This is a genomic window from Aeromonas sp. Marseille-Q7275 (assembly GCF_965119515.1).
The window spans coordinates 1-22,494 of record NZ_CBCPLW010000026.1 but is presented as its reverse complement, the minus strand read 5'-3'; the positions used below and the strand labels follow the sequence as shown (position 1 = coordinate 22,494).

The 22,494-nt window shown below is 63.5% G+C and carries 17 protein-coding genes and 1 rRNA gene; 7 read left to right on the top strand and 11 right to left on the bottom strand.

Translation table 11 applies throughout. From position 1 onward, the window contains the following. Positions 1-78 precede the first annotated feature (78 nt). The 3 genes from ACWPWQ_RS19130 (at position 79) to ACWPWQ_RS19120 (ending at position 3,825) form a co-directional block, all read left to right on the top strand. Positions 79-1,656, top strand: coding sequence for an ABC transporter ATP-binding protein (locus ACWPWQ_RS19130; protein ID WP_454010538.1), 1,578 nt, complete (start codon positions 79-81; stop codon positions 1,654-1,656). Between the two features lie 82 nt (positions 1,657-1,738). Then, on the top strand, positions 1,739-2,857 hold the full coding sequence (locus tag ACWPWQ_RS19125; RefSeq protein WP_202047911.1) for an ABC transporter permease: 1,119 nt from the start codon (positions 1,739-1,741) through the stop codon (positions 2,855-2,857). 2 nt (positions 2,858-2,859) lie between these two features. Continuing rightward, positions 2,860-3,825 carry an ABC transporter permease gene (locus ACWPWQ_RS19120; RefSeq protein ID WP_025325295.1) on the top strand — a complete coding sequence of 322 codons (966 nt, stop codon included), beginning with the start codon at positions 2,860-2,862 and terminating at the stop codon, positions 3,823-3,825. 77 nt (positions 3,826-3,902) lie between these two features. On the opposite strand, the gene ACWPWQ_RS19115 is transcribed toward ACWPWQ_RS19120, so the two are convergent. Next, positions 3,903-5,084: a M28 family metallopeptidase gene (locus tag ACWPWQ_RS19115; RefSeq protein ID WP_404837526.1), complete on the bottom strand. Its 1,182-nt coding sequence runs from the start codon at positions 5,082-5,084 to the stop codon at positions 3,903-3,905. A 514-nt stretch (positions 5,085-5,598) separates the two neighbouring features. After that, a complete protein-coding gene (locus ACWPWQ_RS19110) occupies positions 5,599-6,504 on the bottom strand; it encodes a LysR substrate-binding domain-containing protein (RefSeq protein ID WP_202047908.1) in 906 nt (301 codons plus the stop codon). Between the two features lie 120 nt (positions 6,505-6,624). Between ACWPWQ_RS19110 and ACWPWQ_RS19105 the strand changes: the two genes are divergently transcribed. The 3 genes from ACWPWQ_RS19105 to ACWPWQ_RS19095 all read left to right on the top strand — a co-directional run bounded on the left by ACWPWQ_RS19105 (position 6,625) and on the right by ACWPWQ_RS19095 (position 9,243). Then, positions 6,625-7,752 (top strand): S-(hydroxymethyl)glutathione dehydrogenase/class III alcohol dehydrogenase, encoded by a 1,128-nt coding sequence (locus ACWPWQ_RS19105; RefSeq protein WP_404837525.1) that lies wholly within the window; start codon positions 6,625-6,627, stop codon positions 7,750-7,752. Between the two features lie 51 nt (positions 7,753-7,803). Next, positions 7,804-8,658, top strand: coding sequence for an S-formylglutathione hydrolase (gene fghA / locus ACWPWQ_RS19100; protein ID WP_404837524.1), 855 nt, complete (start codon positions 7,804-7,806; stop codon positions 8,656-8,658). A gap of 78 nt (positions 8,659-8,736) precedes the next feature. Continuing rightward, positions 8,737-9,243 carry a DinB family protein gene (locus ACWPWQ_RS19095; protein WP_404837523.1) on the top strand — a complete coding sequence of 169 codons (507 nt, stop codon included), beginning with the start codon at positions 8,737-8,739 and terminating at the stop codon, positions 9,241-9,243. A gap of 64 nt (positions 9,244-9,307) precedes the next feature. Here the strand turns inward: ACWPWQ_RS19095 and ACWPWQ_RS19090 are convergent, their stop codons facing one another. After that, positions 9,308-10,030, bottom strand: coding sequence for a head GIN domain-containing protein (locus ACWPWQ_RS19090; RefSeq protein ID WP_404837522.1), 723 nt, complete (start codon positions 10,028-10,030; stop codon positions 9,308-9,310). A gap of 340 nt (positions 10,031-10,370) precedes the next feature. Between ACWPWQ_RS19090 and ovoA the strand changes: the two genes are divergently transcribed. Continuing rightward, positions 10,371-12,521 (top strand): 5-histidylcysteine sulfoxide synthase, encoded by a 2,151-nt coding sequence (gene ovoA / locus ACWPWQ_RS19085; protein WP_454010537.1) that lies wholly within the window; start codon positions 10,371-10,373, stop codon positions 12,519-12,521. 57 nt (positions 12,522-12,578) lie between these two features. Here the strand turns inward: ovoA and ACWPWQ_RS19080 are convergent, their stop codons facing one another. From ACWPWQ_RS19080 to rrf, 8 genes are all read right to left on the bottom strand, one after another. Beyond that, the gene (locus ACWPWQ_RS19080; protein WP_454010536.1) at positions 12,579-13,550 is read right to left on the bottom strand and encodes a bile acid:sodium symporter family protein; all 972 of its coding nucleotides are present in this window, start codon (positions 13,548-13,550) and stop codon (positions 12,579-12,581) included. A gap of 270 nt (positions 13,551-13,820) precedes the next feature. Further along, entirely contained in the window at positions 13,821-15,263 is a 1,443-nt protein-coding gene (locus tag ACWPWQ_RS19075) for an amino acid permease (RefSeq protein ID WP_454010535.1), read from the bottom strand. Positions 15,264-15,436: 173 nt separating this feature from the next. Further along, a complete protein-coding gene (locus ACWPWQ_RS19070) occupies positions 15,437-15,775 on the bottom strand; it encodes a tRNA-binding protein (RefSeq protein WP_454010534.1) in 339 nt (112 codons plus the stop codon). A gap of 76 nt (positions 15,776-15,851) precedes the next feature. After that, complete coding sequence (locus ACWPWQ_RS19065; protein WP_454010533.1) at positions 15,852-17,297, bottom strand: amino acid permease; 1,446 nt, start codon at positions 17,295-17,297, stop codon at positions 15,852-15,854. A gap of 103 nt (positions 17,298-17,400) precedes the next feature. After that, positions 17,401-17,856: a beta-galactosidase subunit beta gene (locus tag ACWPWQ_RS19060; protein ID WP_454010532.1), complete on the bottom strand. Its 456-nt coding sequence runs from the start codon at positions 17,854-17,856 to the stop codon at positions 17,401-17,403. Next, positions 17,853-20,927, bottom strand: coding sequence for a beta-galactosidase subunit alpha (gene ebgA, locus ACWPWQ_RS19055; RefSeq protein WP_454010531.1), 3,075 nt, complete (start codon positions 20,925-20,927; stop codon positions 17,853-17,855). Before ebgA ends, ACWPWQ_RS19060 begins: the two co-directional genes overlap by 4 nt. Before the next feature lie 310 nt (positions 20,928-21,237). Continuing rightward, positions 21,238-22,203 (bottom strand): transcriptional regulator EbgR, encoded by a 966-nt coding sequence (ebgR, locus tag ACWPWQ_RS19050; RefSeq protein ID WP_161506735.1) that lies wholly within the window; start codon positions 22,201-22,203, stop codon positions 21,238-21,240. Between the two features lie 155 nt (positions 22,204-22,358). Next, positions 22,359-22,473, bottom strand: a 5S ribosomal RNA gene (gene rrf / locus ACWPWQ_RS19045). Between the last annotated feature and the right edge of the window lie 21 nt (positions 22,474-22,494).

Genomic DNA, 22,494 nt, shown 5'->3' with positions numbered 1-22,494 from the left:
CTGCTACGACTCTCAACCCAGACCGGCCCGCACGGGCCGGTTTTTAGTCTCTACTTCATGACCCGCAAGGACTGCATCATGGACCAGACAGATCGCTATGCCATCGAATTAAGAGGTATCGATAAGCGCTTTGGCGAGGTTTACGCCAACAAGCAGATCGACCTTCAGGTTCGTAAAGGCAGCATTCACGGCATCGTCGGCGAAAATGGCGCCGGCAAGTCGACCCTGATGAGCATCATCTACGGTTTCTACCACGCCGACAAAGGCGAGATGCTGATCGACGGCAACCCCTTCAAACCCCATGGCTCCCAAGATGCGATTGCCGCAGGGGTGGGCATGGTGCACCAGCACTTTATGCTGGTGAACAATTTTACCGTGCTGGAGAACGTCATTCTCGGCGCGGAAAACGGCTGGCACCTGGGCAAGAGCCTGGCGGCGGCCGAGAAACTGCTCGGCGAGCTGGCCCGGGACTATGGTCTCGAGGTGCCGCTGCACGAGAAAGTCGAGGATCTGCCGGTGGGCCTGCAACAGCGGGTCGAGATCCTCAAGGCGCTCTATCGCGGCGCCCGCATCCTGATCCTCGACGAACCCACCGGGGTGCTGACCCCGCAGGAGGCGGATCACCTGTTCGAGGTGCTGAAAAAGCTGCGGGATCAGGGGGCGACCATCATCCTCATCACCCACAAGCTGCGGGAGATCCTGGCCATCACGGATCAGGTCTCCATCATGCGCCGGGGGGAGATGGTGGCCCACGTCGCCACCAAGGACACCGACAAGGAGCAGCTCGCCGAGCTGATGGTGGGCCGCAAGGTGCGCCTCAAGGTCGACAAGGGCACCGCCCAGCCCGGCGAAGCCAAGCTCAAGGTCGATGGCCTCTCTTACGTCGATGACGCCGGGGTGGAGCGGGTCAAGTCCGTCAGCTTCGCGGTGCGCGCCGGGGAAGTGGTCGGCATCGCCGGGGTCTCCGGCAACGGCCAGTCCGAACTGCTCAGCCTGCTCGGCGGCATCCTCAAGCCCAGCAAGGGCAGCTTCACCATCGCCGGGGCCCAGAACCACGAGGTGAGCCTGAGCCATCCGGCCGATCCGGAGCGGGTGCGCAACTTCGGCCTCGGCCACATTCCGGAAGACCGCCACAAGATGGGGCTCATCAATCGCTTCGAGGCGAAAGAGGCCTTCATCCTCGGTTATCACCGCCGCACCCAGTACAACAAGGGCTGGCTGCAGGACAAGGAGGCGATCCGTCAGGATTGCCAGGCCAAGATGGAGAAGTGGGACGTGCGCCCGCCGAGCCCGGAGCACAAGACCGCGAACTTCTCCGGCGGCAACCAGCAGAAGCTGGTGATCGCCCGGGAAGTGGAGCAGGACCCGGATGTGCTGCTGGTCGGCCAGCCGACCCGGGGCGTCGACATCGGCGCCATCGAGTACATCCACCAGCAGATCATCGCCATGCGCGACAAGGGCAAGGCGGTGCTGCTGGTGTCGGTGGAGCTCGACGAGATCATGAGCCTGTCCGACCGCATCCTGGTCATCGCCGACGGCCGCATCGTCGGCGAGCTGGACGGCACCAAGGCGGATGAGCGCACCATAGGTCTGATGATGGCGAACATAGTTCCCGACGAGGTGGCGGCAAGCCAACCCGAAGGAGCCGCATCATGAACCAGGTATCCTGCCGTGAAACATGGGGTCTGATGATGGTCAACACACCCGTGCCTGACGAGATTGCCAAGGAGGCCCACTGATGAGCCAAGTACGTATTCCTGCCTGGATCTCCGTGGGCGTGCTGCCCGCGGTCAATATCCTGCTGGCCTTCCTGGTGTCGGCCATCCTGTTCTACTACCTCGACATCAACCCGATCGATGCTGCCGAGATCATGTGGTACGGCGCCTTCGGCACCGGCGAGGGGATAGGCTTCACCCTCTACTACGCCACCGGCTTCATCTTCACCGGTCTGGCGGTAGCGGTGGCCTTCCACGCCGGCCTGTTCAACATCGGCGGTGAGGGGCAGGCCTATATCGGCGGCCTGGGTGTGGGGCTGGTCTGTCTGCTGCTCGGGGACGTGCTGCCGTTCGCCCTGCTGCTGCCGCTCGCCATCATAGCCGGTGGCCTGTTCGGTGCGGCCTGGGCCTTCATCCCGGCCTGGCTGCAAGCCAAGCGGGGCAGCCACATCGTCATCACCACCATCATGTTCAACTTCATCGCCGCCTCCCTGATGGCCTACCTGCTGGTCGACGTCTTCAAGCCGCCAGGATCCATGGCCACCGAGAGCAAGGTGTTCGCCGTGGCGAGCTGGCTGCCGAAGATGAGCGAGCTGGCGGCCGGTTTCGGTGTGGAGATGCCGAACAGCCCCCTCAACATCAGCTTCTTCTGGGCGCTGATCTGCGCGGCCCTGGTGTGGGTCTTCATCTGGCATACCCGCTGGGGCTACGAGATCCGCTCGGTGGGCGCCAGCCAGAGCGCCTCCGCCTATGCGGGCATCTCCTACCCCAAGGTGGTGATCCTGGCCATGGTGATCTCCGGCATGCTGGCGGGCTTCTTCGCCCTCAACGTGCTGCAGGGGGAGCTGCACCAGATCAAGCTCAACTTCGTGGAAGGCTTCGGCTTCACCGGCATAGCGGTGGCCCTGATGGGTCGCAACCACCCGGTCGGCGTCATCATCGCCAGCCTGCTGTTCGGCTTCCTCTATCAGGGTGGCGCCGAGCTCAGCTTCGAGTTCGGGGTGGATCGCAACATAGTGGTGGTGCTGCAGGGTCTGGTGATCCTGTTCTGCGGCGCCCTTGAGCACATGCTGCGTCCGCGCATCGAGCAGGCCTACCTGGCGTTTGCCAACCGCTCAACCGCACAAGTGAAGGGAGTCTGATCATGTTCGAAATGCTGATCCTGATGCTGGACGCGACCATACGTACCGCGCCGCCGCTTATTCTGGCGGCCATGGCGGGCATGTTTTGCGAGCGCTCCGGGGTGGTCAACATCGCCCTGGAGGGCAAGCTGCTGGCGGCGGCCTTCGCCAGTGCGGCCGCGGCCGCCGTCTCCGGCTCCGCCTGGATTGGGCTGGGTGCCGGGGTGGGTGTCTCCATCCTGTTCGCCCTGCTGCACGGCTTCGCCACCATCACCCACCGCGGGGATCAGGTGGTGAGCGGCATGGCCATCAACATACTGGCGGCCGGTCTGACCGTCACCCTGGGCCGTTACTGGTTCGATCAGGGCGGCCAGACCCCGGCGCTCTCCGGCGATGCCCGCTTCGCCCCCATCGACCTGCCCTTCGCCAAGGAGCTCTATGACGTGCCCGTCATCGGCCAGCTCTACAGCGAGCTGCTGAGCGGTCACTCCCTGCTGGAGTACGTGGCGTTCGCCGCCGTGCCCCTGGCCTGGTGGGTGCTGTTCCGCACCCGCTTCGGCCTGCGGCTGCGGGCGGTGGGCGAAGCCCCGGCGGCGGTGGATACCGCAGGTATCTCCGTGGTGCGGATGCGCTACACGGCACTCATCATCGGCGGCCTGCTGGCGGGGATCGGGGGCACCTATCTGGCGGTGGCCCAGACCGCCCAGTTCATCCCCAACATGAGCGCGGGCAAGGGCTTCATGGCGCTGGCGGCCCTGGTATTCGGCAAGTGGCGTCCCTGGAACGCCATGGCGGCCTGCCTGCTGTTCGGCTTCCTCGATGCGGTCGCCATCCGGTTGCAGGGGGTCAGCATAGGCGACTTCCCGATCCCGGTGCAGGCCATAGAGGCGCTGCCCTACATCTTGACGGTCTTCCTGCTGGCCGGCTTCATCGGCAAGGCGGTGGCCCCCAAGGCCCTCGGTACCCCCTATGTCAAGGAGCGGGAATAGCGCTCCGCCCATACCAAAAATGCAAGAAGGCCCACGAATGTGGGCCTTTTTTTGCGCGGTTCATCTCCCCTGGCGCCTCAGTTTATCTTGCCCATCTCGATGGCGAAGCTGGTGGCCAGCTGGGCGAACTTGAGGGCGTGGGCGGCCGAGGGATCCGAGTTCTGCAAGGTGTCCTGAGCGGTGTGGATCTTGGGGTTGTAGTCGTTGAAGCGCGACTCGAACGGCATGGCGGCCGGGTAGCCCTGATTGTGCCAGGAGGCGTGATCCGAGCAGCCGTAACCGCAGCTGTCGTAGCCGTAGCGGATCTGGGGCAGATAGGCGTCGAGCAGTTGGGCCAGATAGCCGGTCAGCCCCTGGTCGGTGTAGTCGGTCATGAAGACGATCTCTTCCGCCGAGCCCTGGTAGTTGGTCATGTCCAGTTGCAGCGCCGCCAGCACCTTGGTGTTGGCTGCCTTGTAGCGGGTGGCGATGTCCTTGGAGCCGCGCAGCCCCACCTCCTCCGCCGCATAGCCGATGAACTGCAGGGTGCGCTCCGGCTGGCGGCCCTGCTCGGCGATGACCCGCAGCACCTCGGTCAGGGTGGCGATGCCGGAGGCATCGTCGTCGGCGCCCGGTGCCAGGGTGCGGCTGTTGGGGGCGGCGCCCGCAGTGGAGTCGAGGTGACCGCCGAGCACCACCACTTCATCCGGGTAGCGGCTGCCCTTGAGGGTCAGCACCACGGATTGCTGCGGATAGCCGCTGTGCTTGACCCGGCTGACGCTGGCCCAGGGCAGGGTCGCGCTCAGACTCTGCCACTGGCCGGCCACCCAGTCCGCCGACTGCACCCCTGTGGTGGTGGTGTAGTAGCGGTTGCGCCAGCTCGAGAGCTGGCTGATGGTGCCGACTATCTTGCCCTGATCCAGATGGGGCAGCAGCCGGTTGACGCTGGCCCCCTGGGTCAGCGGCGGGGCGCTGAACAGGTTCTGGCTGATGGGCTGGGCCATGCTCTGCAGGGCGTCGGCCAGGGTGCTGTGCACCACGTAACCGCCGCAGCGCTGGTGCCCTTCGTGCATCAGGTGGGAGAGGGTGCCGAGCTCGCTCGCCTCGACCTGGGCCAGCTGGATGGGGGCGCCGCTGGCGCTGAACAGGGGGGCCAGCCTGGCCTTGACCTGCTTGAGTTCGACACCGCTGTCGGCACCGACCGTGATCCAGACGGGGTCGGCGGCCTGTGCGGCGAGGGGCAGCAGGGGGAGCAAGAGGGCGGTCAACAAGGGTTTCATATCGGATCCTTCCAGATAGAGTGGCGGGCAAAAGTGCCAAATGGGTGTCATAAGACGACCGGTCCAGTCTAGCCAAGGAGGCTGACCGGCGAATTTGCCCGTCTGGCGCGGCCGTCCCCCCGTCCGGTGGGGGCCGCTGCAGGATCTGCTGTCTACTGCGCCGGTATCAGGGGGGCGGACGGAGCTTTGTGCTGGCGAGGGGGTTCCACAGGGCATGCCCGCCGGACAGGACGATGACAGCCCAGGCTGGGGGGCTGACAAAGGGAGTCAAACTGTGCCATATCGGCGCAGATAGCCGAGGGGGCAGCCACGACATCGCGACAACTTGGTGGTCAATGAAGCCATCGAAGGGGGAGCGGCCAGTTCATGTGAGCAACAGGGCGCTGGCGCAAGGCAGTGTGGCTGGGTCATCCATGATGGCGCCCCTCACGGCGGTGGCCAGCCTCTGGACTGGCCTTCCAATACCCAGTGAGGACAGCACCTTTTTTATGAGGCGCGTGTTGTCATCCGGGCGTCAGCCTATGGGGCGCACCAGCGCCGGCTGGGCGGGATCGCTGAGCCGCTCGGCGAGGTAGTCCACCAGCAGCCGCACCTTGGGGGAGAGGTGGCGGTTGTGGGGATAGAGGGCCCAGATCCCCTCCTCTGGCGCCCGCAGCTCCGGCAACAGCTCGATGAGATCTCCCCGGGCCAGATGCTCGCTCACGTAGTAGTCCGGCAGCTGGATGATGCCTATCCCCTTGAGCGCCGCGTCCAGCAGGGCGTGGCCGCTGTTGCACTGCAGCAGGCCGTGCACCCGCACGCTATGGGGGCGGCCATCCAGGGTGAAGAACCAGTCGTCGCCGTTGCCCACCAGACAGCGGTGGCGGGTCAGCTCGGAGAGGCTGTTGGGGATGCCGTGACGCCCCGTATAATCCGGCGAGGCGCATACATAGGGCACCCGCTGGGCCAGCTTGCGGGCCACCAGGGTCGAGTCCTTCAGGTGGCCGAGGCGGATCGCCAGATCGTAGCCTTCATGCACCAGATCCAGCAGCTGGTTGGTGAGGTTGAGAGTCACCTCCAGCTGGGGGAAACGCACCATGAAGTCGTTCACCAGGGGCGCGATGCGGCTCTCGCCATAGGAGACGGGGGCCGTGATCCGCAAAGACCCTTGCGGCACCGCCTGATGGCGTCCCAGTGCCAGCTCCGCCTCATAGAGGTTGTCCAGCAACTGGCGGCAGTGGCGGTAATAGATTTCGCCAAGCTCGGTGAGCCGCACCTGACGGGTGGTGCGCAGCAGCAGCTTGGCCTGCAGCCTGTCCTCCAGCTGCGCCACCTGTCGGCTGACTTGCGCCACCGACACCCCCAGCTTGCGGGCGGCCGGGGTAAAGCCTCCCTGCTCCGCCACGCTGACAAATTCACAGATCCCTTCCCAGCCGAACATTATTACCTGTGTGTAAAAGTGATTTGATATTTAGCCTTATTATCACCAAATCGAAGGGAAACTACACTGCATACCTGAGTTCATTTCTGTTCACCTACCGCAACAAGAAGGATGTCATTCATGGCACAGGTTCAAAGCATCAAGTGTAAAGCCGCCATCGCCTGGGGACCGGGTCAGCCCCTCTCCATCGAAGAGGTGGAGGTCATGCCGCCCCAGGCCGGCGAGGTGCGGGTGCGGATCGTCGCCACCGGCGTCTGCCACACCGATGCCTTCACGCTGTCTGGTGAGGATCCGGAAGGGGTCTTCCCCTGCATCCTGGGCCACGAGGGGGGCGGCATTGTCGAGTCCGTCGGCGAGGGGGTCACCAGCGTCAAGGTGGGGGATCACGTGATCCCGCTCTACACCCCCGAGTGCGGCGAGTGCAAGTTCTGCAAATCCGGCAAGACCAACCTGTGCCAGAAGATCCGCGCCACCCAGGGCAAGGGGCTGATGCCGGACGGCACCACCCGCTTCTCCAAGGATGGCCAGCCCATCTATCACTACATGGGCACCTCCACCTTCAGCGAATACACTGTACTGCCCGAGATCTCCATCGCCAAGGTGGACCCGGCCGCCCCCCTGGAAGAGGTCTGCCTGCTCGGTTGCGGCGTCACCACCGGCATAGGCGCCGTGATGAACACCGCCAAGGTGAAGGAGGGTGAGAGCGTCGCCATCTTCGGTCTGGGGGGCATAGGCCTCTCCGCCATCATAGGCGCCCGCATGGCCAAGGCCGGTCGCATCATCGCCGTCGACATCAACGAGAGCAAGTTCGAGCTGGCCCGCAAGCTGGGCGCCACCGACTGCATCAACCCGAACAAGTTCGACAAGCCCATCCAAGAGGTGATCGTCGAGCTGACCGACGGCGGCGTCGACTTCTCCTTCGAGTGCATCGGCAACGTCAAGGTGATGCGCGCGGCGCTCGAATGCTGCCACAAGGGCTGGGGCGAGTCGGTCATCATAGGCGTGGCCGGCGCGGGCCAGGAGATCAGCACCCGTCCGTTCCAGCTGGTCACAGGCCGGGTCTGGCGCGGCAGCGCCTTCGGCGGGGTGCGCGGTCGCAGCGAACTGCCGAGCTATGTGCAGCGCTACATGCAGGGTGAGTTCCGCCTCGATGACTTCATCACCCACACCATGCCCCTCGAGCAGATCAACGAGGCGTTCGATCTGATGCACGAAGGCAAGAGCATCCGCACCGTCATCCACTACTGATCCCATGAGAGCCCCGCCCATCGATGCATGGGCGGGGCAAGGAGTCCTTCCATGAATCTGGACATCATCAGCAGCAACAAGAGCTTCGGCGGTTGGCACAAGCAGTATCGCCACCCCTCCACCGTGCTCGATTGCGAGATGCGCTTCGCCATCTATCTGCCGCCCCAGGCCCTCACCGGCCAGAAGGTGCCCGTGCTCTACTGGCTCTCCGGCCTCACCTGCACCGACGAGAACTTCATGCAGAAGGCGGGTGCCCAGCGCATCGCCGCCGAGCTCGGCATCGCCCTGGTGGCACCGGACACCAGCCCCCGCGGCGAGGGGATCCCGGACGACCCCGGTTACGATCTCGGCATGGGGGCCGGCTTCTATGTCAACGCCACCCAGCACCCCTGGCGAGCGCACTACCAGATGTATGACTACGTCACCCGGGAGCTGCCCGAGCTCATCGAGACCCACTTCCCGGTCTCCACCAGGCGCGCCATCAGCGGCCACTCCATGGGGGGCCACGGCGCCCTGATCGCCGCCCTGCGGGAACCCGGTCGCTACCGCTCGGTGTCGGCCTTCAGCCCCATCAGCCACCCGAGCCGCGCCCCCTGGGGCCAGAAGGCCCTCGGCGCCTACCTCGGCAACAACCCCTTGCTGTGGCAGGAGTGGGACGCCTGCCAGCTGCTGCGCCACCACGACAGCCAGCCCCTGCCGACCCGGGTGGACGTGGGCCTGGACGACCCCTTCCTGGCGGAGCAGCTCGGCATAGACGCCCTGGCCGAGATCGCGACCGCCAAGGAGTGGCCCCTGGCGCTTCATCGCCATGCCGGCTATGACCACAGCTACTACTTCGTGGCGAGCTTCATCGAGGAGCACCTGCGCTTTCACGCCAGCCACCTCGGCGAGCCGGCCCAGGGCTGACCAGGACCGGACAGGCCCCCCATGGTCGCCCGCCCCTCACCAGCGGGCGGCCATAAACAAGGGAACAGGGAGACAAGGATGACGATCTTCACCACGCTGCTGGCCATGCCGGACCAGTTCGCACGACTGCTGGCACAGGTGCCCGCCGACCAGCTGGACTGGGAGCCCGCCAACTGGGCCGGGATCCCCTCAGAGCGCTTCAGCGCCCGGGGACACCTCTGCCACCTGCTGGACATCGAGACGCAAGGCTACCAGGTGCGCTTTCGCCGTACCCTGGAAGAGAGCCTGCCGGCGCTCGCCTCCCTCGATGGCTATCAGCTGGCGCTGGACCATGATTACCCCCGGCAGGATCCTGCGGTGCAGCTCGACCGCTTTCGCACCGCCCGCCTGCAGACGGTGGAGTGGCTCAGGGCGCTGCCCTCCAGCGCCTGGCAACGGCGCGCCCGCTATGGCGGCTATGGGGAGGTGACCCTGGACGGTCTGGTGCGCCTGCTCGTCAGCCACGACCACCAGCACCTCGCCGGCATGCAGTGGCTGCTGATGCGGCTCAATGCGGATCTGGAGCTCGCGCTGCCCCTCGAGTGAGAACCATGGATAACAAAACAGGCCCTGCATGGGCCTGTTATTTAGCTGTCATCGCGCCGGATACTCAGCTTCCTGCCCGGGAGATGGCGCCGGACCCTGCGATCTCGCTCTCCAGCCTGGGGTTGCCCAGATAGCTGACCGAGCCGGAGCCGGCGATGCCGACCTTCAGCAACTCGCTGGCATTCACTGCCACGTCGCCACTGCCGGCAATATTGACCTCGACCTCCTCTCCTCTGAACTGGGCGCCCGACACGCCACCGGCACCGGCGATGTTGAGCTCGACCTCCCTGGCCGAGCCCAGCCCCAGATCCAGGCTGCCCGCACCGGCAATATTGCCCTCCAGTCGATCCAGTGCCAGCTGGCTGGCGACTATATCCCCCAGGCCGGCCACCGACAGTACCAGCTCGTCTCCCGAAAAACCGCTCAGATCGCCGCGAGCCAGGCCCGCCAGCGCCAGCTCATGGAGCTCGGGCAGGGTGATGGTGATCTCGATGGGCTCGGGGGGATCGAGCCGGTAGCCCTCCTTCACCTCTATCTCCAGCTTGTCCTCCTGCTCGGTCAGCTCCAGGTAGGGCAGCAGGTTCCCCTGCCCGCGGATCAAGATGCTCCTCTCCTCCCCCGCCACCAGATGGATATTGGCGGGCACCCCGGCCAGCACCCGGGTCACCTCCCGGCCCAGGGGGTGCTGCTGTTCCACCAGGGCCCCGGCCCCGCTTACCTTGACGTCATCCTGCCAGCTGCAACCACCCAGCCCCAGGGCCAGCACGGCTCCCATCATCCATTTCATCGCCACTCTCCTCGTTGTGTGTTGGCAAACGCGACCCCTAGGTCCGCACAGCCTGGTGCAGGGGCGATTGCAAGCCACATGCCATAGAACCAAGACTATGATTTTCAACTGAAAATCAGATTTCATCTTCACCACAGCCTTCATCTTGGAGAGCCATTCAGACCATAAGTTGGTCAAACTCACCATGCCCGAACGGGGGGAGACAGCCCGCCGGCAGGGCCAGTCGCCGCCGGAGGAGCAAGTTTTTGGTTGCCGCCCCGGTCTGTTGAGCCAATAGTGATACCTTGTGCGTATAGAGCTCTCCACCGTGCATTTGTCACTGCCAACAAGGAGTCAGAGCGTGACCCAAGTCAGCCACCCATTCGCCAGCCCAGAGGGCCTGCCAGCCCCGACCCGCACCCCGCTGCTCGGCGGCGACGATCCCGAGCACAAGCGCCGCGAGCTGCTCGACTACTTCTGTCAGACCTTCGACCTCTACGACAGCCTGTTTGACTGCCTGGCCGACGAGCGGGCCTGGTTCAACAAGGCGATCCCCCTGCGCCACCCCCTCATCTTCTACTACGGCCACACCGCCGCCTTCTTCGTCAACAAGCTGCTGGCGGCGCGCCTCATCGAGAGCCGCCTCGACCCCCGCATCGAGGCCATGGTGGCCATAGGGGTGGACGAGATGAGCTGGGACGATCTGGACGAGACCCACTACGACTGGCCTGCGGTAGCCGAACTGCGCGCATACCGTGGCCGCGTGCGCGCCCTGGTGTGTGATTTCATCGAGCGGATGCCGCTCACCCTGCCCATCGACTGGCAGAGCCCGGCCTGGGTCATCCTGATGGGGATAGAGCACGAGCGAATCCACCTGGAGACCTCCAGCGTGCTGATCCGCCAGCTGCCCCTGGCCTGGGTGCGGCCGCAGCCCTATTGGCCCGCCTGCACCCAGGCCCGCCACAGGCGCGACCAGGTGCCCGCCAACAGCCTGCTGCCGGTGGCCGGCGGTCGGGTGCGCCTCGGCAAGCAGGACACCACCTACGGCTGGGACAACGAATATGGCGAGCGCCACATAGCGCTGGCCCCCTTCCAGGCCAGCCGCATGCTGGTGAGCAACGCCGAGTACCTGGCCTTCGTGCAGGCGGGCGGCTATGAGACCCGGGCCTGGTGGGACGACGAGGGCTGGGGCTGGTGCCAGTACGCCAGGGCTCGCATGCCCAGCTTCTGGGTTGGCGACCCCAACGAACCCGAGCAACTGCAACTGCGGCTGATGACCGAACAGGTCCCCCTGCCCTGGGACTGGCCGGTGGAGGTGAACCAGCTGGAGGCCGCCGCCTTCTGCCGCTGGAAGGCGGATCAGACCGGCCTGCCCATCCAGCTGCCAAGCGAGGGAGAGTGGGCGCTGCTGCGCGAGCAGGTGCCCGGGGATCAGCCGGACTGGCTGGCGGCCCCCGGCAACATCAACCTGGCCCGCTTCGCCTCCTCCTGCCCGGTGGATGCCTGCCCCCAGGGCGACTTCTACGATCTGGTGGGCAACGTCTGGCAGTGGACCAGCACCGCCATCGACGGCTTCGAGGGGTTCAAGGTGCACCCCCTCTACGACGACTTCTCCACCCCCACCTTCGATGGCAAGCACAGCCTCATCAAGGGCGGCAGCTGGATCAGCACAGGCAACGAGGCGCTCAGGTCCTCCCGCTACGCCTTCCGCCGCCACTTCTTCCAGCATGCGGGCTTCCGCTATCTGGTCTCACGCTATCAGGAAGCCATCACAGTGAATCCTTATGAAACCGACGCCCTGGTGGCGCAATACCTCGACTTCCAGTACGGCCCGACCCACTTCGGGGTGGCCAACTACGCCCAGACCCTGGCCAGCCTCGCCAGCGAGCTATGCAGCCGCCATGAGCGGGCGCTGGACATCGGCTGCGCCACCGGCCGCGCCAGCTTCGAGCTGGCCCGCCACTTCCAGCACGTGGACGGGGTGGACTACTCGGCCCGCTTCATCGACGTGGCGCTGGCGCTCGCCAGCCATGACAGCTTCCGCTATGCCCTGCCCCTGGAGGGGGATCTGGTGGAGTATTGCGAGGCGCGCCTCTCCCGCCATGATCTGGGCCGCGAGCAGAGCGATCGGGTCCACTTCAGCCAGGGGGATGCCTGCAACCTCAAGCCCAGGTACGAGCACTACGATCTGGTACTCGCCTCCAACCTGATCGACCGGCTGCGGGAGCCCGCCCGCTTCCTGCGGGACATTGCTCCGCGCCTTCGCAGCGGCGGCCTGCTGGTGCTCACCAGCCCCTACACCTGGCTGACCGACTACACCCCCAAGGCGAACTGGCTCGGCGGCATCCGGGAGAACGGCGAGGCCCTCTCCACCCATCAGGCGCTGCAACGGCTGCTGGCGGCGGAGTTCGAGGAGCTGTGCCCGCCGAGAGACGTCCCCTTCGTCATCCGCGAGACCGCCCGCAAGCACCAGCATACGGTGGCCCAGCTCACCGTCTGGCGCAAACGCTGAGGGAGCGGCAAACGAGAGAGGGAGGCCAGTGGCCTCCCTCTCTTTTATCCGGGCATCCTACCCCTCCTGAGCCTGGGGCAGGGCCTCCTGCTCGCGGTAGCGGCGGGCCAGCACGGCGCACACCATCAGCTGGATCTGGTGGAAGATCATCAGCGGCAAGACCATGACGCCGACGCTGGCGGCGGGGAACATGACGTTGGCCATGGGCACCCCATTGGCCAGGCTCTTCTTGGAGCCGCAGAAGACGATGGTGATCTCGTCCGCCCTGTCAAACCCGAGGCGGCGGCTGATCCAGACGTTCCAGCAGAGCACCAGAGCCAGCAGCACGCAGCTCAGCAACACTATGCTGGCCAAGTCATACCAGCCGACCTGATGCCAAATCCCCTGCACCACGGCCTCGCTGAAGGCCACATAGACCACCAGCAGGATGGAGCTCTGATCCAGCTTGCCGATGAGCGGCCGATGGCTGTCGACCCAGCGGCCGATGAGGGGCCGCGACAGATGGCCCACCACGAAGGGCAGCATCAGCTGTACCATGATGGCCTGGATGGAGTGCCAGGTGTCGACCCCCTCCCCCTGCACCTGGATCATCAGCCCCACCAGCACAGGGGAGAGGAAGATGCCGAGGATGCTGGAGGCCGAGGCGCTGCACACCGCCGCCGACACATTGCCCCCCGCCATGGAGGTGAAGGCGATGGCCGATTGCACGGTCGCGGGCAGGGCGCACAGATAGAGGAAGCCGAGGTAGATGGCCGGGCTCAGCCACTGGGGCACCAGCGGCGTGAGCAAGAGCCCCAGCAGCGGAAACAGCAGGAAGGTGCTGGCCATCACCACCAGGTGGAGCCGCCAGTGGCCGAGGCCCGCCAGCAGGTTCTGGCGCGACAGCTTGGCGCCATGCATGAAGAACAAGAGCGCCACCGCCAGCTTGGTCAGCAGCGCGAACCAGACGGCCACCTGGCCCTCGCAGGGGAAGAAGGAGGCCAGGGCCACCACCAGAATCAATACAGAGGTAAAGGGATCCAGACGCACGGGGAGTCTCCAGGGAAAACGCGTCCCGCACCGGATGGGGGACGACAGGGCACTCGAGGGCCATCCTCAGACGGCGACCCTCGACACGAAACCCCAGCTTACCCTGAACACAGGGTGGCGCAAAGTTGAGCGGCGTATCCAAGCATTCAGTGAAATTAAACGAGTGGGATTTTAGCGCTTTAAAACTGAACACCCAGGGGGGCCACGGCGGGCCGCAGAGACAAAAAAACGAGTGGCCAGAGGCCACCCGCGCTGCACCGCAGTCGATGCTCAGCTCTGCCGGGCCAGGGCGTCGCCCCCCGCCTTGCCCCCGGCGGCCAGCTTGCGGGCCTGCTGCTTCTCGAAGCGGGAGATCCACCAGTAGGCCAGCGCCGAGAAGACCGCCGTCATGAAGACGTTGATGAAGAAGGCGCGCACCAGATCCACCCCGGCCGGGAAGGCGGAGGCGCTCATGCTCACCACGAAGATGGCGATCAGCACAGAGACCACCGCCATGCCGAAGGTGCGCGACCCCATGCGGAACTCGCGGGGGGTGTCGTCATGTTTCCAGCGGAACACGAAGTAGGCCACCATGATGAAGATGGGCGGCAGCATGGCGGTCCCTGCGGTGAGGTTAATGGCGGTGTTCATCATCTGCTGCACCGACTCCGAGCCGAACCCGTTGACCACCAGCATCACGAACACGAAGGCAAACTGCCACCAGGCGGCGCGCACCGGCACGCCATGCTCGTTGAGCCGAGTGGTCTTGTCGCCGTAGACACCCTGGGGGATCTCGGAGAAGTGGATCTTCACCGGCGCCGAGGTCCACATCATCATGGAGCCGAACATGGCGATGAAGAGCACCACCCCGACCGCGCGGCCTACCAGCGTCTCGGAAAGCCCGAAGTACTGCGCCATGCCGGTGAAGATCTCCACCATGCCGCCAGCATAGGTGAGGCTCTCCCTCGGTACGAAGACGTTCACCAGCAGGGAACCCAGCGCATACATGGCGCCGATGACCACACCGGCGATGATGATCACCTTGATAAAGGACTTCTGGCCGCCTTTCACGTCGTTGAGATAGGCCGCCGCGGTCTCGGCACCGCCCGCCGCCTGGAAGATCCAGCACATGATGCCCAGCGTCGCCCAGTTGACTGTGGGGGTCATGGCCTCCAGGGTGATGGGCTGGGCCGCCACATGGTCACCGCCGAGGGCCATCAGGGCACCCAGCACATAGATGGCGAACAGGGCGAAGACGCCGTAGGCCACCAGTTCGGCAATCTTGCCGAGCCAGCTCGCCCCCTTGGTGGAGATATGGGTCGCCGCCGCAAACAGCGCTATGGAGATGATCGAGGTGACGGTCGGCGAGAAGCTGTACTCGTACCCCAGCATGGCGTAGGAGGCGTAGGCGATGACGTTGGGCAGCAATGAGACGAACCAGAACAGGTTCACGAACCAGTAGAGGAAGGAGCCCAGATAGGCCATCCGGGTGCCGAGCGGCTTTTTCAGCCAGTCGTACATCCCCGACTCGGAGTTTTTGTTGGCCGAGACGAACTCGGCGATGATGAAGACGAACGGAATGAAGTAGACGAGGGTCGCCAGCAGGAAGATGGGGGCGGAGCTGAGCCCCAGCTCTATGTTGTTGTTGACTATGTTGCGCACGTTGAACACGGCGGCAAAGGTCATCGACAACAGGGCAAACTTGCCTATGGTGCCGCGTACGGATTCAGACATGGTGTCCTCCGGTGGATTCACGCCCCTTCGCACTGGGGCGCTATGACTCTGAATGTGTTCGGCGCCTGCCAGCTGGCCGCGCCGTTTACTCTCTTGTTATGGTCAGAGGGGTAGCTCATGGCGCCCCTTCACACACCGGCGCAGCCCTGCTGCCCCGGCGTTCAATCCGTGATTCAGACGATGGGGGTGCCCGGCGCCATGGGCACCCGGGGTTGCAACAGCACGCTCTGGCTCTCGTCCGGGGTCTCGGCGCAGAGCAACATGCACTCGGATCGCTCGCCGCGCATTTTGGTGGGCTTGAGGTTGGTCAGCACCACCACCTCGCTGCCCATCAGCTCCTCTTCGCGGTAATGGGGCACCAGACTGGTGACGGTCTGCAGCGGCCGCTCGCCCCCCACGTCGATCTGGACGATATAGAGTTTGTCGGCACCGGGGTGGCGCACCACCTCCAGCACCTTGCCCACCTTCATCTCGATCCGTTTGAATTCGGCAAACTCGATCGTCTCGCTCATGCTCTTCTCCTTATCTGGTTCAAGGGTTTGCGGGTGGCCTGCGGCCACCCGGCTTGATGGGAAGTCAATGCAGTGCTTATGGCGCCTGCATGGCGACCTGCGCCGCCGGCTGGGCCTCTTTCGCACGCGCTTCGGCGCTGAGGGAGGCCTCGTATCTGTTGTATTTCCACCAGGCGAAGCCGAGGAAGATCACTATCCCGCCCACGTTGTAGAAGACGATGGTCATGATGTCGGCGCCGGTCGGGAAGGTGGAGGCGAGGAAGCCCACTGAGAAGATGGCGATCAGCACTGACACCACGGCGATACCGGTGGTGCGCGAACCCATCTTGAAATCCCGTGGCAGGTGATCCAGCTTCAGGCGCAGATTGAGGTAGGCCAGCATGATGAACAGCGGCGGCAGCATGGAGGCGGCGGCGGTCATGTTGATGACGGTGTTCATCAGATCCTGCGCTGTGTTGGAGCCGAGCGTCGGGATCACCATCAGCGGCAGCACTATGAGGTACTGGATCCAGGCTGCCCGGGCAGGCACGCCGTTCTCGTTCAGCTCGACCGTCTTCTTGCCGAAGATGCCAGCCGGGATCTCGGAGAAGAAGATCTTCACCGGAGTGGCGGTCCACATCAGCAGGGAGCCGAACATGGCGGTGAAGGAGACCAGCCCGACGAAGCGGTTCATCAGCACGGTGGGCAGACCGAAATGGGCCGCCAGTCCCTCGAACACCTGCACCGAGCCACCGGTAAATTTCAGGGTGTCGCTATGGACAAACACGTTGATCAGCAGGGAGGCGATGGAGTAGAGCACGCCGATAAAGAGCCCGGCGACGATGATCACTTTCACGAAGGACTTGGAGCCGCCTTTCACGTCATTGACGTAGACCGCCACCGACTCGGCGCCACCGGCTGCCATAAAGATCCAGGTGGTGATACCGAGGAAAGCCCAGCTGAAATCGGGGACCATGGCCTCTACCGTGATGGGGTCGGCCGGTTGTACACCACCGACTAACGCCACACCTGCCAGCAGAATGTAGGAGAGGGTCAGCAGCAGCATCAGAGACGAAGTCACCGAGGTGATGGGGCCCAGCAGCTTGGCGCCATTGGTGGAGACATAGGTGGCAAAGGCAAACAGCACCATGCTTAAGAAAGTGGTCGCCAGCGGGGTGAAAATGTATTCGTAGCCGAGGAAGGCATAGGAGGCGTAGGCGATCACCCGCGGCAGCAAGGAGGTGAAGAAGAAGAGGTTCACGAACCAGTAGGTGTAGGCGGAGATAAAGGCCCAGCGCCCGCCGAGGGAGCTCTTCACCCAGGCATACACCCCCGCTTCGGAGTTCTTGTTCAGTGATACGAATTCCGCAATGATCAGACAGAACGGAATGAAGTAAAAAATGGTGGCCAGAAAGAACATCGGGGCCGAGGCCAGACCGATTTCGATGTTGTTGTTGATGACGTTGTTGAAGCTGAATACCGCCGCGAAGGTGAGCGACAGCAGACCAAACTTGCCTATCGTATTCCGTTTGGAATCAGACATGGTGCATCTCCAGACCTGTAGTAATTTCCGCGAAAGGGCGGGGCATGGGTTGTAGGGTGAGCCCCGCCCTTCCGGCTTTTATCAGTGCAAAAACAGCGGCTTGTTATTTGTTTTTGAAGTAGCCGCCTTCGACGGTGACCTTGATGATCAGCTTGCGCACCGGCCCGTCACCGACGAAGCGGTAAGCCTCGTCGTTCTCGAAGATCACCACCTGACCGTTGCCGACTTTCTGGCGCTCACGCACCTCACCGGCCAGCCACTCGCGATCCGTGGTGTCGTCATAGCCCTGCTCGACCCGCAGATCATCCTTGGCAGCCCACTCCACCGTCTCTTCCCCTTCCAGGTAGTAGTGAACGTCGAAGTAGCGGCGTTGCCCCTCGAACAGTGAGGTGGCCGGGCTGGCCCCCTCCTGCAAGCGGTAGGTGAGGGAGTCACCGATGGAGTGACAGATACCGGGCTTGAGGTTGGCCAGGTTGTTGATGGCCTCCACGCAGCGGCCCCACTTCTTGCCCTCCCGGTAGATGTTTTTGAACAGGGTCAGGTTGTCCAGGGTGATCATGCGAGGTTCCTCCCGCCGTTGATGGTGAGATCGAGCCCGGCCAGCGCAGCCGGATTGAGGTTGCCACGGGCGATGGGCAGCAGGGTCAGACCGAAGCTGAACGGCTCGAAGCGCACCCGCCAGGAGTCCAGTACCTCGGAGCCCCAGGAGTTGGAGCCCAGCCCCAGCACCTTGTGATCCAGATTGAGGGTGAGATAACCGCAGGGCTCCAGCTCGTTGATGTGCTGCGCCGCGTGGATATGCTCCCAGCTGTAGGGCCAGACGCTGAGGTTGATGGGGGCATCGGGGCGCACGTAGAGACCGGCGCCGTGGCGGTTGGTCAGAGTCGCCCAGCGCACCTGCTGGCGGTTGCCGTTGTCCTGCGGGAAGGGGTAGTGCTCCCACATCTCGCTGACTGTGCTGTTGAAGCTGTCGATCCAGTTGCTCTGGCGGCTGTCCTGATAGTTTTCACCCGGTCCCATGCCGAAGTAGTGCACCCGGTCGAGATCCTGACGAATACCCAGCTCGAAGCCGATCTTGGGAATGATGTCGTCATAGCCGCCGTAGGGCTGACCGGAGAGCGCAACGTGCAGCTGGCCGTTCGGGCTCAGGGTGTAGACGTAGCGGCAGCGCATGCCGAAGTCGAACACCGGCGGTGCGATCAGGCTCTCGACCGTCACCTCGACCGCCTCACCCAGCTGGCGCCAGCTTAAGGTGCGGAAGTGCTCCTGCATGATCTGCAGGTGGTTCGGGTGCCACAGGCTCTCGTACTCCTGCTTGTGGTTGTCGATCATCGGCTTGAAGAAGGTGAGGCGTGGCGCCCGCTCGATGAGCTCGATACCGTCCTGCTGCCAGCTCACCAGCTTGCCGTCGAGGCGTGAGAAGCGCAGGGCAAAGCCGCTGCCGCTCAAGGTCAACGCAAGCCGCTCGTCAGCAATCTGCAACGGGATAGCGTTGGGGTTGGCAAAGGGCTGCAGCTGGCGAGTCGATGCCTTCAGCTGGAACTGGTACTGGCCCAGCTCATGCTCCGCCGCGCTGTAGCGGGTGGCGGTGGCCTTGATGACCCGCAGCTGGACGAAGGTTTCCCGCCCATCGAGCGTGGGCAGCTCGAGTTGCAACTCGGTAATGGCACCGGGAGCCACCCCTTCCAGCCGGATTTGCTGGCTGGCCAGCAGCTCGCCCTCGGCCTTCACTTCGACCAGCAGGCGGATGTCGTCGAGAGTGGAGAACCAGTAACGGTTTTCCACTGCCAGCTTGCCGCTGGCCAGATCCAGCGCCCGCACCTTGACCGGGCAGATCACCTGCTTGTATTCGCGCAGGCCCGGCCCAGGGGTCTGATCCGGATAGATGAGGCCATCCATGCAGAAGTTGTAGTTGTTGGGGTAGTCGCCGTAGTCGCCGCCGTACTTGTAAACGGGGCGACCCTGCTCGTCCTGATCCAGGATACCGTGATCGCACCACTCCCAGATGTAGTGACCCTGAATGTGGGGATGGCGGTCGAACACCTGCTGGTATTCGCTGAGGCCACCCGGGCCGTTGCCCATGGCGTGGGCGTATTCGCAGAGAATGCGCGGCTTCGCCATCGGGAACTCGCCGAAGCAGTTCATCTGGGAGACGCGGGAGTACATGGTGCTCACCACATCCACCACCTCGGCATCGCGATCCTCTTCGTAGTGCACCAGCCGGGTCGGGTCGATCCCCTTGCAGCGCTGGTACATGGCTCTGATGTTGCAGCCGTAGCCGGACTCGTTGCCGAGCGACCAGATGATGATGGAGGGGTGGTTCTTCTGGGCGTGCACGTGGCGCTCGATGCGATCCACGAACACCGGCTCCCAGAACGGGTCGTCAGTGATGCGGCTGAGATCGCCGACGTTGGCAAAGCCGTGGGTCTCCACGTCGGTCTCCGCCATCACGAACAGACCGTACTGGTCGCACAGCTCGTAGAAGCGCGGGTCGTTCGGGTAGTGGGCGGTGCGCACCGAGTTGAGGTTGTGCTGCTTCATCAGCACGATGTCGCGCTCCACCCGATCCATACCGACCGCGCGGCCCTTGAGGTGGTCGTTGTCGTGGCGGTTCACCCCGTGCAGCTTGAGGTAGTGGCCGTTGACATGGAAGAGGCCATCCTTGACGGTGATTTCACGTACCCCGACCCGCTGCGGGATCACTTCCAGCAGCTCGCCCTGGCCGTTGTAGAGGGAGAGTTGCAGCTGATAGAGGTAAGGGTCTTCGGCGCTCCACAGATGGGGCTTGGCCAGATCCAGCGTGAAGCGGCAATCACACTTGCCGTCGATAACGAGATGATCGAGCGAGCCGCTGGCGATCTCGCAGCCCTGATCCAGCAGCGACCAGACCAGACGATGATCACGGGCAGGCGCACCCAGGTTCTCGAGCTGGATATCGCAGCTCAGGGTCGCGCTCTGGTTATCGTCCGCCAGCTCCGTGCGGACGAAGAAGTCCTGCACATGGGCGGCCGGCTTGCCCACCAGATAGACGTCGCGGAAGATCCCCGCCATCCACCACATGTCCTGATCCTCGATATAGGTGGAGTCCGCCCACTGCATCACCCGCACCGACAGCAGGTTCTCGCCGATGCTGGCATAGGCACTGATATCGAACTCGGCGGTAAGGCGACTGCCCTTGCTGAAGCCAACGTAGTGGCTGTTCACATAGACCTCGAAGTAGGTCTCCACCCCATCAAACTTGATGATCACCTGCTCGCCGTCCCAGGCCGGGCTCAGCGTGAAGCTGCGCTGATAGGCGCCGGTGGGGTTGTTGGTCGGCACGAAAGGCACGTCGATGGGGAAGGGAAAACCCTCGTCGGTGTACTGCAGCTGGCCATGCCCTTCCATCTGCCACATGTTGGGCACTGTGATCTGGCCCCACTCGCTCATGGGGCTGTGATAGAAGGCCTCCGGCACCTGCAGGGGGTGCTCGAAGTAGTGGAACTGCCACTGGCCGCTCAAGGAGAGAAAGCGGCGGCTCAGCTCGCGCTGCATGGTGGCCGCCAGCGAGTGGTCGGCATAAGAGAAGAAGTAGGCGCGCGGGGCCAGCCTGTTTTCACCAACGAATTGAACGTTTTCCCAGTTATTCACATGTCCTCCCGGAACAAGGCAACTTTGACTGGGTAAACTTTAGATAAATATTTACTAAATATCAGTTTTGGATCGGTAAAGTTTTAACCTGATCACAATGGCTGGATGGTTTTGTGAGCGAGATCAGAAGCGGAGGATAAAAGGGGATGAAGCAGGCAGTGATGGCATGGATATTGATAAATGCAGGCAGATAATGGCAAAAACCACAGCAAAACAATGCATTATGAATTTATCAGGAGATGGATTATGAAGGGAAGGAGTCGCACCACCGCGAGATGGCGCAACTAAAACAGGCCTTGTTTTACTAAAATCAGCGCGTGGTGCCGCGCAGGGTCAGGCGGCTCGGCACCAGTACCCGAAGGGGAATATCGCGCTCGTCACGCAGCCGCTCGACCAGCAGATTGACCCCCTGGGAACCCATCAACTCGGAGTGGATCCGCACCGTGGAGAGTGGCGGGAAGGTGAACTTGGCGGTCGGAATATCGTTGACGCTAATCAGCTCGATCTGCTGGGGAATGGCCAGTCCCTTCTCGTGGATGGCTCTCAGCACGCCGATGGCGATGGAGTCTGAAGCGACGAACAGCGCCTTGGGCCAGTCCCCTGCCAGCATCTCTTTTGCCAGCCGGTAGCCGGAAGCGCTGGAGAAGTCCCCGCGATAGAGATCGCTCTCCTGCACCACCCCCAGCCGCTGACCGTAGTCGAGGAAAGCCAGTTCACGGAGATCCGGTGCCTCATCCTGACCCCCTATATAGCCGATGCGGCCATGCCCCTGGGCGATAAAGAAGTCCACCACCTGCTGGCTGATGAGCGCCAGATCCACGTCCACGGAGTCAAATTCCCCCTGGGAGCGGCAATCCACGAACACCAGCTGGGCAGAGAGAGAGTGGAGCGCTGCCAGGCGCTCCTCGGGCAGGTGGCCGATGACCAGGATGCCGTCGACGGCGGAGAGCTCACGCCCCTCGGCGCCGTTGTAGAAATGGGTCAGCTCTATGTTGAAGCGGGCGCACTGGGTCTCTATGCCATAGCGAATGGCGAGATAGTAGGGGTCATTGACCTCTGTGCTCTGCGGGTAGGCATAGACAGCCAGAAAGTGCAGCTTGCTCTTGTGCACCCCCTTGCGGGCGCTGCTGGTCTTGTACTCCAGCCGCTCGGCAATCTCGAAGATCTTCTGCCTGGTCTCTTCCTTGACGCTCAGCGTCGGATCTTCATTGAGCACCCGCGACACAGTGGCTTGGGACACCCCCGCCTCCTGTGCAATTTCCTTCAACGTGGCCATGCATACTCCTCTGGCGATGACTCCCGACAATACCTGACCAAGAGTAACGGGCAAGCCGCTGACAGCCCAGCATTTTTACTAAAAGAAGCAGACCTGCATCGAAAAAATCCCAAAGCAAAAAGGCCTCCCGAATGGGAGGCCTCTTCTAAATAGGTGCCTGACAGTGTCCTACTCTCGCATGGCGAATGCCACACTACCATCGGCGCTACCGCGTTTCACTTCTGAGTTCGGCATGGGATCAGGTGGTTCCACGGCGCTATTGCCGTCAGGCAAAAGCTGTATTACTTAATA

What these genes read in the sequence shown, in the direction of transcription:
- ACWPWQ_RS19125 (WP_202047911.1), top strand. Translation starts at nt 1,739, where the DNA reads ATGAGCCAAGTACGTATTCCTGCCTGGATCTCCGTGGGCGTGCTGCCC.
- ACWPWQ_RS19070 (WP_454010534.1), bottom strand. Translation starts at nt 15,775, where the DNA reads ATGAGCGAGACGATCGAGTTTGCCGAATTCAAACGGATCGAGATGAAG.
- ACWPWQ_RS19060 (WP_454010532.1), bottom strand. Translation starts at nt 17,856, where the DNA reads ATGATCACCCTGGACAACCTGACCCTGTTCAAAAACATCTACCGGGAG.
- ACWPWQ_RS19120 (WP_025325295.1), top strand. Translation starts at nt 2,860, where the DNA reads ATGTTCGAAATGCTGATCCTGATGCTGGACGCGACCATACGTACCGCG.
- ACWPWQ_RS19105 (WP_404837525.1), top strand. Translation starts at nt 6,625, where the DNA reads ATGGCACAGGTTCAAAGCATCAAGTGTAAAGCCGCCATCGCCTGGGGA.
- ACWPWQ_RS19065 (WP_454010533.1), bottom strand. Translation starts at nt 17,297, where the DNA reads ATGTCTGATTCCAAACGGAATACGATAGGCAAGTTTGGTCTGCTGTCG.
- ACWPWQ_RS19130 (WP_454010538.1), top strand. Translation starts at nt 79, where the DNA reads ATGGACCAGACAGATCGCTATGCCATCGAATTAAGAGGTATCGATAAG.
- fghA (WP_404837524.1), top strand. Translation starts at nt 7,804, where the DNA reads ATGAATCTGGACATCATCAGCAGCAACAAGAGCTTCGGCGGTTGGCAC.
- ebgR (WP_161506735.1), bottom strand. Translation starts at nt 22,203, where the DNA reads ATGGCCACGTTGAAGGAAATTGCACAGGAGGCGGGGGTGTCCCAAGCC.
- ACWPWQ_RS19095 (WP_404837523.1), top strand. Translation starts at nt 8,737, where the DNA reads ATGACGATCTTCACCACGCTGCTGGCCATGCCGGACCAGTTCGCACGA.
- ACWPWQ_RS19090 (WP_404837522.1), bottom strand. Translation starts at nt 10,030, where the DNA reads ATGAAATGGATGATGGGAGCCGTGCTGGCCCTGGGGCTGGGTGGTTGC.
- ACWPWQ_RS19115 (WP_404837526.1), bottom strand. Translation starts at nt 5,084, where the DNA reads ATGAAACCCTTGTTGACCGCCCTCTTGCTCCCCCTGCTGCCCCTCGCC.
- ACWPWQ_RS19075 (WP_454010535.1), bottom strand. Translation starts at nt 15,263, where the DNA reads ATGTCTGAATCCGTACGCGGCACCATAGGCAAGTTTGCCCTGTTGTCG.
- ACWPWQ_RS19110 (WP_202047908.1), bottom strand. Translation starts at nt 6,504, where the DNA reads ATGTTCGGCTGGGAAGGGATCTGTGAATTTGTCAGCGTGGCGGAGCAG.